General features: G+C 38.9%; 9 protein-coding genes. 1 reads left to right on the forward strand and 8 read right to left on the reverse strand.

Annotated elements, in window-relative coordinates; translation table 11 throughout:
- Positions 1 to 259: 259 nt before the first annotated feature.
- The gene (locus I593_RS20350; RefSeq protein ID WP_154653733.1) at positions 260 to 418 is read right to left on the reverse strand and encodes a hypothetical protein; all 159 of its coding nucleotides are present in this window, start codon (positions 416 to 418) and stop codon (positions 260 to 262) included.
- 65 nt (positions 419 to 483) lie between these two features.
- Between I593_RS20350 and I593_RS05555 the strand changes: the two genes are divergently transcribed.
- Positions 484 to 1,649, forward strand: a protein-coding gene (locus I593_RS05555) for an IS3-like element ISAba22 family transposase (RefSeq protein ID WP_085944217.1) whose coding sequence is annotated in 2 segments (ribosomal slippage) — positions 484 to 742 and positions 742 to 1,649 — 1,167 coding nt in all. Because the reading frame shifts where the segments join, the coding sequence is not laid out codon by codon here.
- Between the two features lie 600 nt (positions 1,650 to 2,249).
- Here I593_RS05555 and I593_RS05560 read toward each other — a convergent pair.
- From I593_RS05560 to I593_RS05600, 7 genes are all read right to left on the reverse strand, one after another.
- Positions 2,250 to 3,227, reverse strand: a complete 978-nt coding sequence (locus I593_RS05560; RefSeq protein WP_026441273.1) for a hypothetical protein — start codon at positions 3,225 to 3,227, stop codon at positions 2,250 to 2,252.
- Positions 3,228 to 3,401: 174 nt separating this feature from the next.
- Positions 3,402 to 3,602: a helix-turn-helix transcriptional regulator gene (locus tag I593_RS05565; protein WP_016166592.1), complete on the reverse strand. Its 201-nt coding sequence runs from the start codon at positions 3,600 to 3,602 to the stop codon at positions 3,402 to 3,404.
- 55 nt (positions 3,603 to 3,657) lie between these two features.
- A complete protein-coding gene (locus tag I593_RS05570; RefSeq protein ID WP_016166593.1) occupies positions 3,658 to 3,933 on the reverse strand; it encodes a hypothetical protein in 276 nt (91 codons plus the stop codon).
- A gap of 80 nt (positions 3,934 to 4,013) precedes the next feature.
- Positions 4,014 to 5,179, reverse strand: a protein-coding gene (locus tag I593_RS05575) for an IS3-like element ISAba22 family transposase (protein ID WP_085944217.1) whose coding sequence is annotated in 2 segments (ribosomal slippage) — positions 4,014 to 4,921 and positions 4,921 to 5,179 — 1,167 coding nt in all. Because the reading frame shifts where the segments join, the coding sequence is not laid out codon by codon here.
- Positions 5,180 to 5,804: 625 nt separating this feature from the next.
- The gene (locus tag I593_RS20815; RefSeq protein ID WP_016166595.1) at positions 5,805 to 8,267 is read right to left on the reverse strand and encodes a hypothetical protein; all 2,463 of its coding nucleotides are present in this window, start codon (positions 8,265 to 8,267) and stop codon (positions 5,805 to 5,807) included.
- A gap of 95 nt (positions 8,268 to 8,362) precedes the next feature.
- Positions 8,363 to 15,193, reverse strand: a complete 6,831-nt coding sequence (locus I593_RS05595) for an N-acetyltransferase (protein ID WP_016166596.1) — start codon at positions 15,191 to 15,193, stop codon at positions 8,363 to 8,365.
- Positions 15,194 to 15,271: 78 nt separating this feature from the next.
- Complete coding sequence (locus I593_RS05600) at positions 15,272 to 17,524, reverse strand: transglycosylase SLT domain-containing protein (protein ID WP_016166597.1); 2,253 nt, start codon at positions 17,522 to 17,524, stop codon at positions 15,272 to 15,274.
- Position 17,525 lies beyond the last annotated feature (1 nt).

Here is a 17,525-nt window from a genome sequence, read left to right on the forward strand (position 1 = left end):
TCAAATCATTAGCCAATAACTTTTTATATTATACGACGATCAATCAATTCTTGATCTATTTGCTTGTAACTTCCCTTAAACTTTGCAAATTTTTAAATATCAATAACTGAATGGATCGATGTTTTTACAGACTAATTATGAACATTTCATATAAGAAAGGTTAAACCAACCCAATTATGCTTTTTAGAATTCTTCTTTCAAAAACAATGCTCAGATAATTTTCATCATCTGAGCATTATGGATCATTTAAATAATTAATTTAATTCAGTTTTGAAACATAAATTTCGTAATGTGGATTTGTATCCTTATTTGAAATCACTTCATCTATTACGTATTTTTCAACCATTCCATCGGGCAATGAATGGTGAAGAAAATCTCCCTCTTCAACTAGTATTTCTATGTCTTTACTAGTAATCATGATGTGTGCTGAAAAAACAGGAGGTTTTAACTTGGTAAACTAAACACACTCATCAGGAGTTTACCATGAGCAAGAAACACAAGACTTACACCACAGAATTTAAAGCTGAAGCCATCAAATTAATTGAAGCCAATCAAGGCAATGTCTCGGAAACAGCTAGACAACTTAGCATTTCAATGCAAACTCTTTCAAATTGGAATACCAAAGCAAAGGCTGGAACTTTAGCAGGTACAAAACAGTATTCACCTGATCTAAACGCTCTACTCGAAGAAAATAAAAAACTCAAACAACAGCTCAAAATAGCTGAAATGGAACGTGAATTTTTAAAAAAGGCAGCAGCGTACTTTGCCAAAGAAAGTCAGTAAGGTACGCCTATATGAAACAAAAAAGATATTCTTTTCCAATTACCTTAATGGCTCGATTACTTCATGTTTCAGTTTCATGTTTTTATGATTGGCTCAAGAGAGGCGTGAGCAAAAGAACGATTCAACGAAATCAACAGACGATATTGGTGAAAATAGCCCATGAGGAGACAAGGCAGAGCTATGGTTATATTCGATTAACCAAATACTTACAAGCTCAGGGCATAAAAATGAGTATGTACGCTGTACGTCAGATAAAAGCGCTGAACCACCTGTATTGTAAGCGACACAAGCGTTTTAAAAGGACTACGAATAGTGACCATAATCGAGCGATCTATGAAAACCTGCTGGAGCAACAATTCTCAATGACTAGACCAAATCAAGCATGGTCAAGTGATATTACGTACATATGGACTGTTGAAGGATGGCTGTACTTAGCAGCGGTAAAAGACCTTTACACGAAACAAGTGGTTGGCTATAGCTTAAATGAGCGCATGACAGCACAGCTTGTTTGTAATGCGCTAAATATGGCTATTCACAATCAAAAACCAACCAAAGAACTGATTGTGCATTCAGACAGAGGAAGTCAATATTGCAGCCATGAATATCGAAATATACTTGAGCAATATGGTTTTCAAGGTTCAATGAGCAAGCGCGGAGACTGTTACGATAATGCACCGATTGAAAGCTTTTGGGGAATACTGAAAAATGAGTTAGTGCATCATTACAACTATCAAACCAGAGAAGAAGCCAAAGCAGATATTATAAAATACATTGAATTATTTTATAATCATCGAAGAATTCAAAAGGGTTTGGGTTTTAAGACACCAAATCAAATGGCCGAAGACTTTTATAAGTTGGCTGCCTAGAATCTCCCAAGGGAAAGTCTCCTGATAATTCAGCGTATATCAATGTGACTTTTACTTAGTTTTTGCTTTAAAGTATCCTATATGCTTCATAGTACAAATTCTATTTATTTACTCATCACTTCAAACTTTCAATGATGCTCATGATTTTATAAGTAAATTCTAGAATGGTTACACTCTTTTACTGTAGACCATGATCGATACAGACCAACTACTTCCACACTGCTTAGGCTTAGGTAATTTCATGTGTACTCACCATCTTTGCAAAGTTGTACAAAAATTAATTACCACGTTTTATTCAATGCGTTCCAATCTGTTTTTGCCACAAATCTCGACATAAAATAAACTTTATTAGCAGAATTAAATGCAGCAACTAAAGCAAACGAAAGGTATTAAAAAAGGCTTATAAGCTACTGTTTTCGCTTATAAACCTTTGATAAATAGATGGTAGGCATATCCTCTACCAAACTAAATTATAAGACTATGTTTTCAATACATTTAATGAAAATTAAAAACAAAATGATACACATAATGATACAAAAAACAGCTTACTAGAATCGAAAAATACGAGATTTCTCTCAACTATAGCCTATCAAGTTAACTTTAATTATTATCCAGATTCTCCAACAAAACATCACAAGATGAATAATAATAATTTGCTTGACTAGATTTCATAATAGCGGAGTAGCTGTTTCTAGGCTTGTCATTCTTCTGAAACTGAAACTTAAATTGAATAGAGTGATAAAATTGCTCATCCACATAAAGCTGCATTGGAGGATGTATACCAGCCCTTATTGCACTTTTCGCGGAGCTTTCAATAGCCATAAGTTCAGCAAATGGAATCCCTAAGCTATTTAAACAAATATGATTTTGATTTTTCGATATATGAAGTAAAGGTTCTCCATGATATTCATTACCACCCTGAGTCAGAACTGCATAAATTTTCAGACCTAGAACCTCTTGATAAATACTCTCAAGTTTTTTTATTACATATAGTATTTTCTCAGGCTTATACGAGCATTCTATCCCCTTATCAAAATATCCAACTTCCCAGTTTGCTTTTAGAATCAAGCTATCTGCGAAAGAAATAAAGGAAATATCCTCTTCAGTCTCAGCTAAACTATCTATTTTATTCCTTAATTCGATAAGTTTATCTTTTGTAAGAAAGTTATCTCTAATAGCATTTTTCACATCGATAGCATCAACTAGTGCAAATACAGAATACTCTCGTAAATAAAGATGCTCTAGCCATTCATGGTCCACAAATATATATGGTTTTATACCGTACTCATCACAACCTATGCATTTTTTAACTATATCTTTAGGTATGCTTATTGAGATTTCATGAAATCTTGTATGTGTATTGAGATACCAAGATAGATCCAGAGAATTGCTATTTATGGCTCTAACAGACACTCGGCATACCGAACCAACTACATACGGATTACTTTCTTCTCTACGGAGCATTTTCCCAAGCTCTACATCAAATTCCTCCATATAGATTTCACTCATAAGACAACAATCCCTATTAAGAGGAATATCTTTAAATGGATATTTTTCTATATCACTATCTTTAAACAAGGTTCAATACTCCAAAAGAAATCATGACTAAAGCATCTGGTAGATAATTATAAAATGTAACACAGAGATTTTTAAAACATTTCCAAGAAATTGATATTAAAAAAGATACTGAGTTTGTAGTAATCTATACAAGAAAACCAAGGCAACTTCCATCACCTTGGTCTCTTTAAAACATCAACTATATCGAGCCTGCTTTTGCACTTCCCACCATTCAATCAATTCACTGTGATCAAAATACACAGCAGCTTGTCTGGTCACACCCTCTTTAATAGGGCGAGGAAAACTAGGATCATCATTTACCATTTTATTCAGCTTATCTCGCTGAACTGATAAAAAATGGCAAGTTTCATTCATCGTTAATCTTAACTTTTGCATCTATTCTATACCCCCTTAAAATCGTTATATTGCGTGTTATTGCTACGTTTTCCATTCATACCAATATCCCATAGTCCTTAGCTAAATCACGCTTATATCGCGCTGTAGTAGATGCTGTATAGGCTATTGGCAATGCTCCCTGCTTATAGGTTGCCAAGAATCTTACATACTTCGAAGGTAAGTCCTTTTCAGCTATTGGAGGTGGTAAATTCAATAGTGCATGTTGCTCATCAACGGTTTTCACAACTAAATCATGATCCCAAACATAACCATAATTTAAATTGTTATCACGTAAATGCTGACTATATAAACGTACTTCACATCGAACCATACAATCTGCATAGGCTTGCAATTCTGCTGTGATGCGTTTGATATACGCTGAATTATCAGGAGACTTTCCCTTGGGAGATTCTAGGCAGCCAACTTATAAAAGTCTTCGGCCATTTGATTTGGTGTCTTAAAACCCAAACCCTTTTGAATTCTTCGATGATTATAAAATAATTCAATGTATTTTATAATATCTGCTTTGGCTTCTTCTCTGGTTTGATAGTTGTAATGATGCACTAACTCATTTTTCAGTATTCCCCAAAAGCTTTCAATCGGTGCATTATCGTAACAGTCTCCGCGCTTGCTCATTGAACCTTGAAAACCATATTGCTCAAGTATATTTCGATATTCATGGCTGCAATATTGACTTCCTCTGTCTGAATGCACAATCAGTTCTTTGGTTGGTTTTTGATTGTGAATAGCCATATTTAGCGCATTACAAACAAGCTGTGCTGTCATGCGCTCATTTAAGCTATAGCCAACCACTTGTTTCGTGTAAAGGTCTTTTACCGCTGCTAAGTACAGCCATCCTTCAACAGTCCATATGTACGTAATATCACTTGACCATGCTTGATTTGGTCTAGTCATTGAGAATTGTTGCTCCAGCAGGTTTTCATAGATCGCTCGATTATGGTCACTATTCGTAGTCCTTTTAAAACGCTTGTGTCGCTTACAATACAGGTGGTTCAGCGCTTTTATCTGACGTACAGCGTACATACTCATTTTTATGCCCTGAGCTTGTAAGTATTTGGTTAATCGAATATAACCATAGCTCTGCCTTGTCTCCTCATGGGCTATTTTCACCAATATCGTCTGTTGATTTCGTTGAATCGTTCTTTTGCTCACGCCTCTCTTGAGCCAATCATAAAAACATGAAACTGAAACATGAAGTAATCGAGCCATTAAGGTAATTGGAAAAGAATATCTTTTTTGTTTCATATAGGCGTACCTTACTGACTTTCTTTGGCAAAGTACGCTGCTGCCTTTTTTAAAAATTCACGTTCCATTTCAGCTATTTTGAGCTGTTGTTTGAGTTTTTTATTTTCTTCGAGTAGAGCGTTTAGATCAGGTGAATACTGTTTTGTACCTGCTAAAGTTCCAGCCTTTGCTTTGGTATTCCAATTTGAAAGAGTTTGCATTGAAATGCTAAGTTGTCTAGCTGTTTCCGAGACATTGCCTTGATTGGCTTCAATTAATTTGATGGCTTCAGCTTTAAATTCTGTGGTGTAAGTCTTGTGTTTCTTGCTCATGGTAAACTCCTGATGAGTGTGTTTAGTTTACCAAGTTAAAACCTCCTGTTTTTTCAGCACACATCAACCAAATAGGCGATGTGAAATAAAGCGACTTTTCTTAATATTAATGCATAGTTCTCTTTGCTAAATGACCAACATATCAATAAGAAAAGCAAAATAAGAGAGAATCTATCAAAAATTTTGAATATAAAATCTTCTCTATCAGAAGGTATTTGTAGATATGTGTTTGGGAATAAAAAAGCCAGCACTGTATAAAGAATAAACCCTCCCACCATTAAAGCAGATGGAAGTAAAAATTTCTTATTAAACCTTGCATTAAACTGGATAGTTAACAAATATAGGAGTAAAAATCCTATACCTACCACCCCTCTCAATCGAAAATAGCTGTCTAAAGAAATACAAAAAACAGCCAAATACAACAAAATCTTATTGTTCATCTATGATACAGAATCAGTTTTTTACAATTGATCCGCATTCTACTATAAAACTAAGTAGCAAATATATTTAAATAAATAGTCACAAACATCAGATACAAAGATCAAACAACCTTTAATTATTACATAAACAATTACTTACAGAATCTTAAATAGAACAACCGCTGTATGCGGTTGTTTCTTAGTCACTAACTCAAATCAATATGAATTCCTGCATTAGCCCACAAAGTAGAACTGCTTGCGCTAATTAAGCCTAAAATATCTAAAATGCGGTTTTTAATAACACGCTTTTTAACTATGGAGCTAGTATTCCAGTTGAACACTAACGGGTTTGCAGTATCTCGGCGCTGAATGCGAAGAGTATAGTTGCCCGCAGTTAATGCAGTTGATGTGAAAGTAAACTCGACATCCTGATAAGTCGTTGTGTTAATGCTTGCAACAGCACTTGTTGCTACAACAGCCCCAGAGCTATTAAGAATCTCTGCAAAAGTATTCGCACTTACGCCTGTCATTCGAATACGAGCTTTCGTCACACTTAGACTTCGTTTTAAACCAATTGCTATGTCTATTGTTGCTGCACTTGTTCCAAGTGAATACTCGCCCCAAGCTAGACTAGAGTTTTCATATGTAACTCTTTGCGCTTCATAGCTATTCAAAGCTGAATACATATTCTTTTTAGTCAAACGGACATCTAAACGAGACATTAATGTCATGTCTGAACTTCGGAAATCAGCGTAGCTTTGAACGCTTAAGTTCTCACCATAATCGACAAAAGATGGATAACCACCACTTTGTCCGCTTGCAAGTGTGGTATCACCGGCAATATAAAGTTGGGCTGTTGTGTACCAATTTTCAAGATTCTGAGTAGCGAATGTAGCCAGTAATGAACGTGCATTTCCCAAAGAACACATCATCAATAGCTCGGATTTTCCAAAGTTATAAGGATCAACATATGGGGCGTGAACTTCGCGTGCCATACTTATGTTTGAACCCCAGCCAGAATTTCCCTCCAGATTGAAAGTCTTATTGTATTTCCCATTTACACCAGTACCCATTCGCCAAAAGCAAATTAGTTGATCGTCGTAATAACAGATAGTCGGCTCTGCCGAGCCAGCTGATTCAAACTGAGCTGCTTGAGACACAGCAATATCAGTTGTCAAAGTGTAGTCATAAACTGCGGTTGAACGATAAATACGGCATGAGCCGTCTAAACCGTAACTAGGAACAAGTAGATAACCAGCTGGAGTAATCAGTGTATTACCCCATGTAAAATGGTTGGTTGGTAATGAAATCTTGCGAGTGTTTTCCACTGTGTTGTTTGTGCAGTTATATACCAGTAAATAGGTATCGTATGTGCTTGCACTAGTCTGCATGGCAAATTTTACCAGTAAGCGATTAGCATACTGAGGCATGATTGAGATATTAATATCTCGAATATCTTGACCAACTACACTTGTAAAAAGAACTTGCTTGTTTATCGCGTTGTTCTTGTTTCGATCAATGATATACATAACAAGACTGGACGGAACAGAAGCATTGTAATAGTGGTTTTGACCGCATCGAACAGCTACATATTCTTTACCATTTGCTAATGCAGAGCAGCCAAATCCACTGTAACGGTTACTTGAATCGACGTGCTGACCGAACTCATCTTCTAATGTAATAATTCCATTTCTATTGGATCCCTTGCGATATTCAGATTTCATCACCCGATCATGGTTAATAAATCTTAAATCCCCATTGCCATTAAAATTTGCAGTATCAACATTCGAATTGTCTAAAGAAAATGTCTGACTATCGGGAATTAAAATTTTTAAACTTTTGGCTTTTGCGTATGTATCTGCGGCTGTTATCGCTACTGTGGCATTAATACCTGTCAACGCACCAAAATCAAATACACTCAGATTTTTAGTATCTACACGCTCCCACCCCATGACAACTGTTGCATTATCATCTTCAAGTGCACGTACAGAGTTATATTTAAATAATCCACCACCTACAGAATCACTTGTATGCTGAAGAACTTGCACCAATTGCCCTTCTATACGTGGAACTAACGTTCTTAAAAGGCTTAATGATTCTATTTTTTGAATAGTCAAATCATTAATCTGTTTTTGTGTTTGAGTGCCGTCTTGAACAAACTGGGATGGTAATCCCACAACAGGCTCACCAATGATAGAGCTTGCAATGCCATCAATGTACGCCTTTAAATCCGCTTCTCTTGTTTGAGCTAATTCATCATAAGAAATATCAGCTAAAATTCGCGCCTGTGTCTCAAAATCAACGAGATGCTTCCACTCTTGCAAGATTGCTGTGAGCTTATCCAAAGCACGTTCTAATGCATCAGGGTAAAAGTTGTCGTAGTTTGTAATGTCTAAAAGCTGATCTACAGGGGTTTTGCCTCCTACATAAAAAAATGTTGAAGTGTCTGGCGCTTCAACAAATGTGATATATCCCCCCAAGTTTCCTTCATTCATAGTGACAGCATATAAAGCCTCATCCATGAATTCGAAGTCATCACCAGCTTTTACACGGACTGCTACACCTGTTTCATCTTCCTGATTGAATACTCGAAATGTAAAATCGAATCGTGTATTTACCCCATTACCAACATAGAGCTGACTAAGTCGATCGGTAACTTGAACTGTCATGTTTCCACCAATAAAAAAGGTTGTAATTTCTACAACCAATTCTATGTAAGCTCTTAAACAATAGGGCTGTTCAAGGCCATGGACTGTCAACAGACTTATTCTTCAGGGGCGTGCTTCCCTGTAATTGTCCCACGTGCAGCATCATACATACTCTCAGGTGCTTCCTTCTTCCCTTGTGAAATTGACAACCAATAGCCAGAAGGCTTACCAAGCACAGCAAATGGAATGCCAGTGGTGAGTGTTGCAGTGTTCAGAAAGTCTTTAGCAGCCTTACCTTGATTGACTTCCTTTTCTTCGTCCAAAGCAGTTTTGGCATGCTTAATTAGACCTAAACCGCTTTCACCCATACTGAACACAGGTGATGCTGTGTAGCGGTCATTCATGACATTATCATCCGTGTTGCTGATAGCAGCATTCACCACATTACCTGCGTATGGCACAAATGCTGAAAGCATCTTGAATTGTGATAATGCTAATTTAGCAGACAGATCATCCCATTTTTCACCGTCATCATCACTATCCTCTAAACCACCTGCAAAGATAATACCAAGCAATTCAGAAAGCATTGAAGGGATAGAGATCATCATCAGTGCCACATAAGCTAATCGTGGTGAAGCCTTCACCCAACTACCATTCGTAGCTTCAAGTGCAAGCTTCACTTCTGTATTTGCAGTGTTCCAAACCATGTTGAACCAGTTGTAAAACATCAGGAACATGCGCTTCGCAGGTGAGCCACGCTCAAGGTTGGATACCCCTTCAGGTGACATATCCGTCATGTATTGGCGAATTACCGCATCTGCTGCGTGTACAGCATCATATTGATTCAAACCCATCTCAGTATAGTGATTGAACGCAGCTTGCCATGAAACAACTTCCATTGGTCTTTGAATGGTGGTCTGCAATACATAAGCATGTTTCATCGTAAAATCTTTAACTGTCTGAACCGCATTCTTATTAAAAACCATGTCGTCTACAGCATAGCGATATTCGTCTGCCGCCTGATCCCATCGGGTTTTCATGAAGTCCGACATTTCCATGATTTGCTCTGCCATGTGCTGGCGAGTCACTACAGACTTAAAGTATTCACCTTGGGCTTTGATTAGAAGCTTTGGCGGTACCGCAACAGCTACTTGTGCAAATCCAGTGAACTGCTCAATGGCGTTTTTCAAGTTACCTGCCATGATTGCAATACCTGTATTCCGACGCAAAGCCTTAAATACATTGTCCAATAATCTTGAGTCAGTGCTTTGATCAACAGACTGGTCAGCAATTGCTTTTAGCCAAGGGTTAAAGATTTGCTTTGTCGCAAACGGCAAGACTCGCTCAAGTTCATTACGGAAATCCTTATTCAACAATAAGCGCCCAATTTGGCGAATCTGTAGTTCAAGATGGATATAGCGAAGCTCTTTATCTAAGTGACTAGGTAAGCGCGATAAATCCAGTTCAAGCATGTCGCTGTATCGATCTGCACGTGACTTAGTAAAGTTGGCACCCGTAGTCGCAATATCCAAAGCCTGCAAGTTGTTTTCTGCAAGGTTTTTATCCTGGATACGGTCTTGCTCATTTGAACGTATGCGGTCATAGGATGCAGGCACATAACCACCTTTATATTCACCGAATGGCGTGCTGATTGGTGACGTTGGCAACTCATCAAAATAACGGCCATTAATCTTTTTATGGGTTAATTGAGCCTGTCCTTTATATCGATCAAATAGGTCCCAAAGTTTTTGAGCCGTGTCCATATCATTTTTAGTGATTGTGCCTTCAGCAATCATACGATTAAAGAACTGATCCCATTGACTGAAATCCACAGAACCATCTTCAAGACGACTACCCCAACCATAGCCAATCACTAAACGCTCTTTGTTGCTCATATTGCCAGTGTGCAAAATGGCATGAATCAAAGCCTGCTTACCCACGAATGTGTAATTATTCAACTCAGGTGCTGCAATCTTTGAATTATCTAACTTTCCAAAGCCCTCAAAAATCTTAACAACATCATCTAGCATCTTAGTTTTTTCAATGCGGTACTTGCTCAATGCATCTTGCATCGGGTTAATCAAATACTCACGGTACTTTCCAGTGACACCACCATCTAACCACGTTACAACCTGATCCACACGTTTAGCCGAAGCACCAAGCTCCATAAACTTAACTTTAAGTTCTGCTGTCTTGTCTTTTCCGAGCATGTCTTGCTGAATCTTCTCAACGCTCTTTTTACCGCTAGACTGTTGAATCAACTCATCACGTACCTGTTCGCGCTCAATCGCTTCATTGGTGGTGTGCCAGACTTTGTTTTCACGTGAACGGTGCCAAAGCGTTTCGACTGCTGCCATAACAGCACTAAACTGCTCTAATGTGAGTTCTTTATAACTTTGGTTTTCAGGCAAAGCACCTATGTTCTGAATCTCTGCATAGGTGGTTGGATCATATTTGCGAATCAAATCCAATTGATGTTCATAGTTGGTGGATTCTCTTCCTAAATCATATTTACCTAAAATTGCACGTGCCGCTGTGACCATATCAAAATCACGGTTTTTGGCTAATTTTTCATTATTGCCAAAGACCTTTTTGACAAGGTTTAAATGGCTTTGCACTTGGTCCTTTGCATCGTAGCTGTATTTGGTCGCAAAGAACTGAACCAACTGATTTCGCTTATGTCTTGCCGCTTCCACAGATTGACCTTTGCGGAATGCATCACTTGCCATCTTTCCTAAACGTGCATCATCCTGAGCACGTAGATGTGGTCGAATATCTTTTAATTTTTGGCGTTGAATCATGTCACGTGCCACAGATTTTGCAGCTTCATTTAAAGCTGATTTTCTGCCTAAAAGACCATTCAAAGCCGCCATTTCAGCCGATAAAACACGTGCACGGATTTCATTATGTAAGGCCGATTCAACCGCTTCAACAATACTTTGCTGATCGTAGAACTCCGAATACTGCACAGCCATACGTTCATCAGTTAATTGCTCAATGCGCTGCTTAGGTGTTGGTGCACTGATTAAGTCTCGCACTAATGCATCACCACTTTCATAGCCAAACATCTCAGCAACCAAATCAGGGTTTTCACCGCCACGCTGTGCAAAACCATAGGCACCTTTAGAGATGCGATTGAAAATTTCACTATCTGGTCCATACTTGGCTTCAATCCAGTCCAGAGATAGTTTCGCTTTAGTTACCAAGCCTTCTGAATAACGCTGCAAGATATCCATGTCTTGTGAGTAATCTAAGAGCTCAGGATCAACCTGATTTGAGTATTGCTTGTTACTAATAAGCTGTTCAGAGAACTTATCTTCAAGCTCACGTGTATCAAATTTGCCGTTATCATCTTTTGTTAAATAACCTTCTTCAACAAGTCGTTCAGACATTGCCTCAATTGATAGGCCTTTAACTTTAGATTTGCTTGAACGCACCACTGGCTGATTTGCCACGCCTGATTTAATTGTGGCTGGTTGATCAATCCCCCAAGTGCTTTCAACTTCGTTGGCATCCAAACCACCAAATTTGGCAATAGCTTCAAAAAGATTATCACGCTCAGGCTCAACTTTTTTCAGGTTGGTTTTAGGCTTTGGATCAGAAGGTTGACGTAGAAAAGCCATGGCTTGATAAACAGGCTCTTGCGCTACATCCTTTGCAATTTCCTCTCGTACCGCTTCACGCTTCTTATTAGCTTCACGTTGCAGTGTGCGCATGTACTTGGTTTTTTGCTTTTGATACCAGGATAAATTCTGGATAGATTTCTGTTCTAAAGTATTAATCGCCAGTTCAGTTGCAGCTTCATGATCCTGACGCATTTCATCATAATCTTTTGGAGAAATACCCAAGCGCATTGAATCATCTTGTTTAATCAGCATCTCAAGGTTATAAGCTGCTTCAGCTTCCTTGATTGAACTTTCTGAGGCAAGCATACGATCCATAACGCCAGTGATATCACTGCTTAATTCAGCACGGTCATTGATGCCTAAGAACTTCTCAATGTTGCGATATACCGCAATCATGAATTGACGGAACCGGTTAAATACCTGCTTTAAATCTGCATTCGGTGCTTTGCCTGTATACACATACTGCTCAAATGTCTCTGCAAACTTCTCATGCACTTCTGTCTTTTCTGCATCAGTGAAGAAATCCCATTCATTCAAGCTTTCAAAATCAGCCTTAGCCCACTTTAGAACGGTCTCCATATCTTCACGGATTTGCACTGGTGCATCTGGACTTAAAGCCAACTGCATATTCATTTCAAGAAAATGGTGCCCCAACTCGTGTACGAATGTTGAGAAGTCGGCATTTTTGCTTAAAACAATCGTTGATCCATCTTGACCGATGTTGAATGTAATTGAGCCACGTGTACCGCCATTGGTTTGATTGTATTTTTTTCCAAATGGAGAACGATACATTGTCTCGCTGATTTCATAATCCTTATTTCTGCCCTTGTTCTCAACAAAGCCATGTCTTTTATAGAAATCAACCAAGCGACTTTTATTCCCCCCAAAATCTGAACTTGGTGTGAGAATCATAGTTTTGTTAGCTGCATCTGCATAATCAAGTATTTCCTTCATGGCTTTAGAGCCAACACCTTTGCTACGTGCAGTTTCTGGAACAATGATTTTATGTAAAGAGATAAAATTACTTTTTGGGTTGCCTTTTAAACCAAGATCAATACCGTATTTTTCTTTCAAGCCAGTAGCAAAGTCATCTAAAGAAATAGTCTGTTGTGACATTTCAGACTGATTAAAGGTTGCACTCTGTTCGGCAGAGTTATTTGATACCTCATTGGTAATGCGAATTGGATAACGATCAAAAGCTTCTTTTGCCGTAATCCCTAGCTTCTCACCTAAGGTTGAATAGAATGCTGAAGTAAGCTCACCTGCTGCACGATTGTATTTGGCATTGAATGTACCCACATCGGCCAATTGACCTTGCACCTCTGTTGCAACTTGTTCGCGTGCATCATCAGCCACTTCAAAAGCAGCTTGTTCATTCAAGAATACATCCGCTTCCGCTTGCATCTGCTCAGTAGTTCTATTGAAAATATCCTGTGCCTCAAGGTATGTCGGCATATCAGGATTAGAACGGATATTCTCCACAAAGCCTGATGGATCCTCTATCGAAGACATAGCAGACACAAATTCATCAATCGGAATCTGCACCGTACTATTGAACTCCTGTGCATCACCTAACTGGTTTTGCAGACTTGGCGCACGTGCAAATAAATCCTCAGGATCAAGGTCTCGATCTCGCAATAACTGGTTGAAGGTCTGACCATCAATGTAGACCTCTCCAACTGCACCATGTTCTTCTACAGCTTGTCGAATGAAGGATTGGCTTGTCTCTTCATCACGTTGTGCTGTCTTAGTTTCCTTATTCTGATTAATCAGATTGGAAAGCACTGAAGCAAAGGTTGTGGACTTAACAGCATTGGCTTGCTGCTCCTGGTACATCTGATCAATTGCCAACTGTGCTGTGTACTGATTCTTGACCTTGCCAGCCGAAACAATGGCAACCTCAGGTGCAGACATTGCCAAGCCCAATACACCTTCTAATGCCATTTCTACAGGATTAGCTTGTTCACCTACTGCATCGGCTGCACCTTGAACAGAATACATGCCTGCAGCTGATTGAATAACTGCTTGCCCTCCTACAGTCCGCATTGGACCACCAAAGCCAACAGGTAACAACAAACCGCCTAAGGCTGAATACTTGGCAGAACCCCATGTCTTAGCCGCTGCATAGTCAATCTGTTCTTCCTTGGTTAAAAACTTCTCGCGTGCCTCTGCCATATTTTGACCGTAAGATGCTACAAAATCAGCCGCACCAGCACCCAATGCACCTTCCATCGAACTTCCTGCAAGTGCTACACCACGAACCACACTACTAGCTCTTTGCATATTCATCAATACTGGTGCATAACGCGCAGTACTTCGTGTCAGTGTCTGCGATAAAACATTTCCAGAACCAGCACCAAGTGCAAAGCCTGCAATGCTTGGTGGTAACTGTTCAGCAGTAAATTCAGCCAACAAACCTAAATCAGCATTTTTCACGAACTCTTGTGCAGCACCCAATACCCCTGCATCGTTGGTCTGTGCTGCAAGCTGCATGTCTGATAATGCCTGTGACATTTCGCCTGATTGCGGAATCTTGTTTTTATACAGTGTGAATCGGTCAAGCATTGATGCATCACCAGTGACAGCAAATTTAGCTGCACCCATCGTCTGCCAAATTGATGCATAGCCTCGCTTTGTTGCATTCACATAACGATTGCCTTGATCCTCAGCATTCACTGGTTCAGCACTTGCTGTATTGTTCGCCCAATACAACTGATTGCTCATGTACTGTTTGAATCTTGCCGCAGCATAAACGCCATGGCTTTTCTTAATCTCATTGAACTGCTGCTCAATGGTCTGTTCTATTGATTGCGGAAATAATGGCTTGTTCAACTCTTGAATGTGCTGATTTGGAACCTTAGGCTGAATTTGTTTGCTCGGGTCTTCATACAATCCAAGATTTTGAAGTGTTTTCTTCTGTTCAGGTGTTGTGCCTTTCTTAAAAATCTCCTGAATGTCGTTGTAGTCCACTGTTTGACGTGGCTCAGTAATCGAAGGTTTTAGCAGTAGAACTGAATCACTGACACGCTTTAAGCCGCCAAAATCATCAAGAGAAATTGCCGCCTGATTTGGATCAAGTGCATATTTCCCCAACACTGGATCACTGGCAACTACATCATTAATGCGCTTTTGTGTATTTACCTCATCTGCTACAGATGCAATCTCTTCGGGTGTCTGTGTGATTTTGGAATAGTCCAGACCTAAAGACTTTGCAGCCTTACGTGCACGCGCTTCAGTATCCGCAATTTGGGTGGGATTTTTACCTTGGTTTAATTCTAATAATTGACCAATTGTAAGATTTGTTTGGTTTTGATCAGACATAATAAAAGCACTTAAGACTACAGACTTAGGTAATCTTAAATGCTCTTAGAATGTAATTAGGTGTTTGCTGTTGACAGGTTAGAACCCACGTCGCATCAAGGAATAATAAGCATTTAAATACTCAGAATCTGTAACCTTGTCTGGATTGCGACCCTGCTTTTTAAATGTGTCGGATATCTTAGCCAACATCTTAGGTGTAATGTCCGCTTTTTTCTTAACCTGCGAATACATTCGGTTGAGTTCAATTTCACTTCCACCAAAGAAGCCAGTAGTTGTGATTTTTACATTTGTATTTAGGTTTTTAAGAACAAGGCGGTCAATTTGAGGCCATGATAAATAACCACCATTCTTTGCTTCTGCTTCACGTAAGGTCTGCATTAAATCTGATTTCACTGCATTGTAGTGCAGTAGCTGGTCCTTATTTTTGGTATCAGTGATGCCAATTGTATTCAAGTAAGGTTTGATAGCAGCAGCAACAGTGGAATCATTCACAAGGAAAACTTTCTCTTTAGGTTCCTTAGACTTATCCAGTTTATTCACATCAATATACATCTTGGTAGCTTCTTTATAGTCAGCAGGTGAAAGCTTATCTGCGTACTGGTGCAACACTGATTGTGGTTTACCTTTGAATAATTCTTCCTTGTTGAGAGCAATCATTGAAAATACAACTGGATCAGTCTTAATGTTCTTCTCAAAAGTTGCCTTACTAATTGCTTTTAAACTGGCAATTTGATTTGGCTTTAATACATCAAAAGCATTTACAGGAATTTGCTCATAAGTAAATTCACCAGTACTAATACCCTTATAAAGATCGTTATAGACCTGATCTTGTTGATCACTTTTAATCTTATCCATTGCAGCAAACTTCTGATTCAGTCGAGTCTGTGCTTTGGTCTTTACTTCTGATGATGCATCACTACCCCAAATAGCCTCATAAGCCTGCTGACGTGACTTTGTAGGTTCATCCGCATACTTGCCAAAATCCTCAGTCAACCACTTATCAACCCGTTGTAAGTAATTCTGTGTTTCAGATGCAGGCGGCTGCTTGCCCTTCAAAACTGCTTCAGCGGCTTTACCGCCACCGTTGTAGTAAGCAGCAATAACCATTGGATCTTTGGTTTTATATTTTTTACTTACCCAATCCACAAACTCTAACGAAGCATCAATCGTATCCATTGGATTATTAATGTCGCGCTTGCCACCTTTGTTGAAATCACCCCAAGTCGCAGGCATAAACTGCATAATTGATTGAGCACCCTTAGGGCTGACTTGGTTGTTGTGCGACTTCTCACCACTTAAGCGAATACCCAAAAGCAAAGGAGCCGCCCACTCCATGCCCTTTTCTTTTGCGGCATGTATTGTGTAGATATCCAAACGCTGATCATTGTATTTGATGTTCTTCATCTGCTCAGGTGTTAGGCTTTTCAATTCACTCACAGCTTGATGTGTGGCTTGTGGCGGTATGTTAAGCGCATAGTTGCTGCCATATTCAACACCTTCTGAAGCACTATCAACCAGAGCTTCAACTTGCTGATCCTCTAATTTTTGATGAATCAGCCTATTTGATTTAAATGAATCATTTAGCGAAATTTCGTCACTATATTTTTGACGATATTGAACAGCGCCACGCAGATCATTGCTCTCAATAAATGCATTGATGTTTGCCACATGCGTTTGAGAAATAATATCTAAATAAGAATTTTCTGCCTCAAGTGCAGACTTCCCTTGCAACTGTGCTGACTTTGCGATAGCTACTTTTAAATTCTCACGATTATCATCAATGATTACAAAATTTGCAGGGTTTTCATTAATATTCATCACAAAACGTTTAGCTGAAGCTGAATAAACACTTTGCTGATATACATCGTTTTCACGTACAAAATAGCTTTGCAACATACCTTTAAAACGCAACTGATCTTCTGATGCAATTTGATTAAACATATTACGTTGGCGATTGTTACTTAAATTACTGGAAATCTCCCCAACACCATCCATATAAGAACGTTGATAGTAATCAACAAAACCTTCCCCATCACCTGAATCAAAACTAACTACATCAACGCCCTTTTTATTGATATATCCATCATTACCATCGTTTTGCAGACGTAGCTTTAATTCTGCTAACTGGTTTTGCGCATCCATTACACGAACACGGTCAGCTTCATCCTGCTGTTTCTGATAAATACTCGCACCAGTACTCACCAAATTAGCAATTCCGTCAATTTGGCTTCCAACCATACCAACAGCTTCACCTGGTGATAATCCACCTTGCACACGAACGTTTGGCGCTTGATCTTGTCCGACTTGTTGGTTGAATTGAGGTACACGCATA

Source organism: Acinetobacter tandoii DSM 14970 = CIP 107469 (genome assembly GCF_000400735.1).
GTDB lineage: Bacteria > Pseudomonadota > Gammaproteobacteria > Pseudomonadales > Moraxellaceae > Acinetobacter > Acinetobacter tandoii.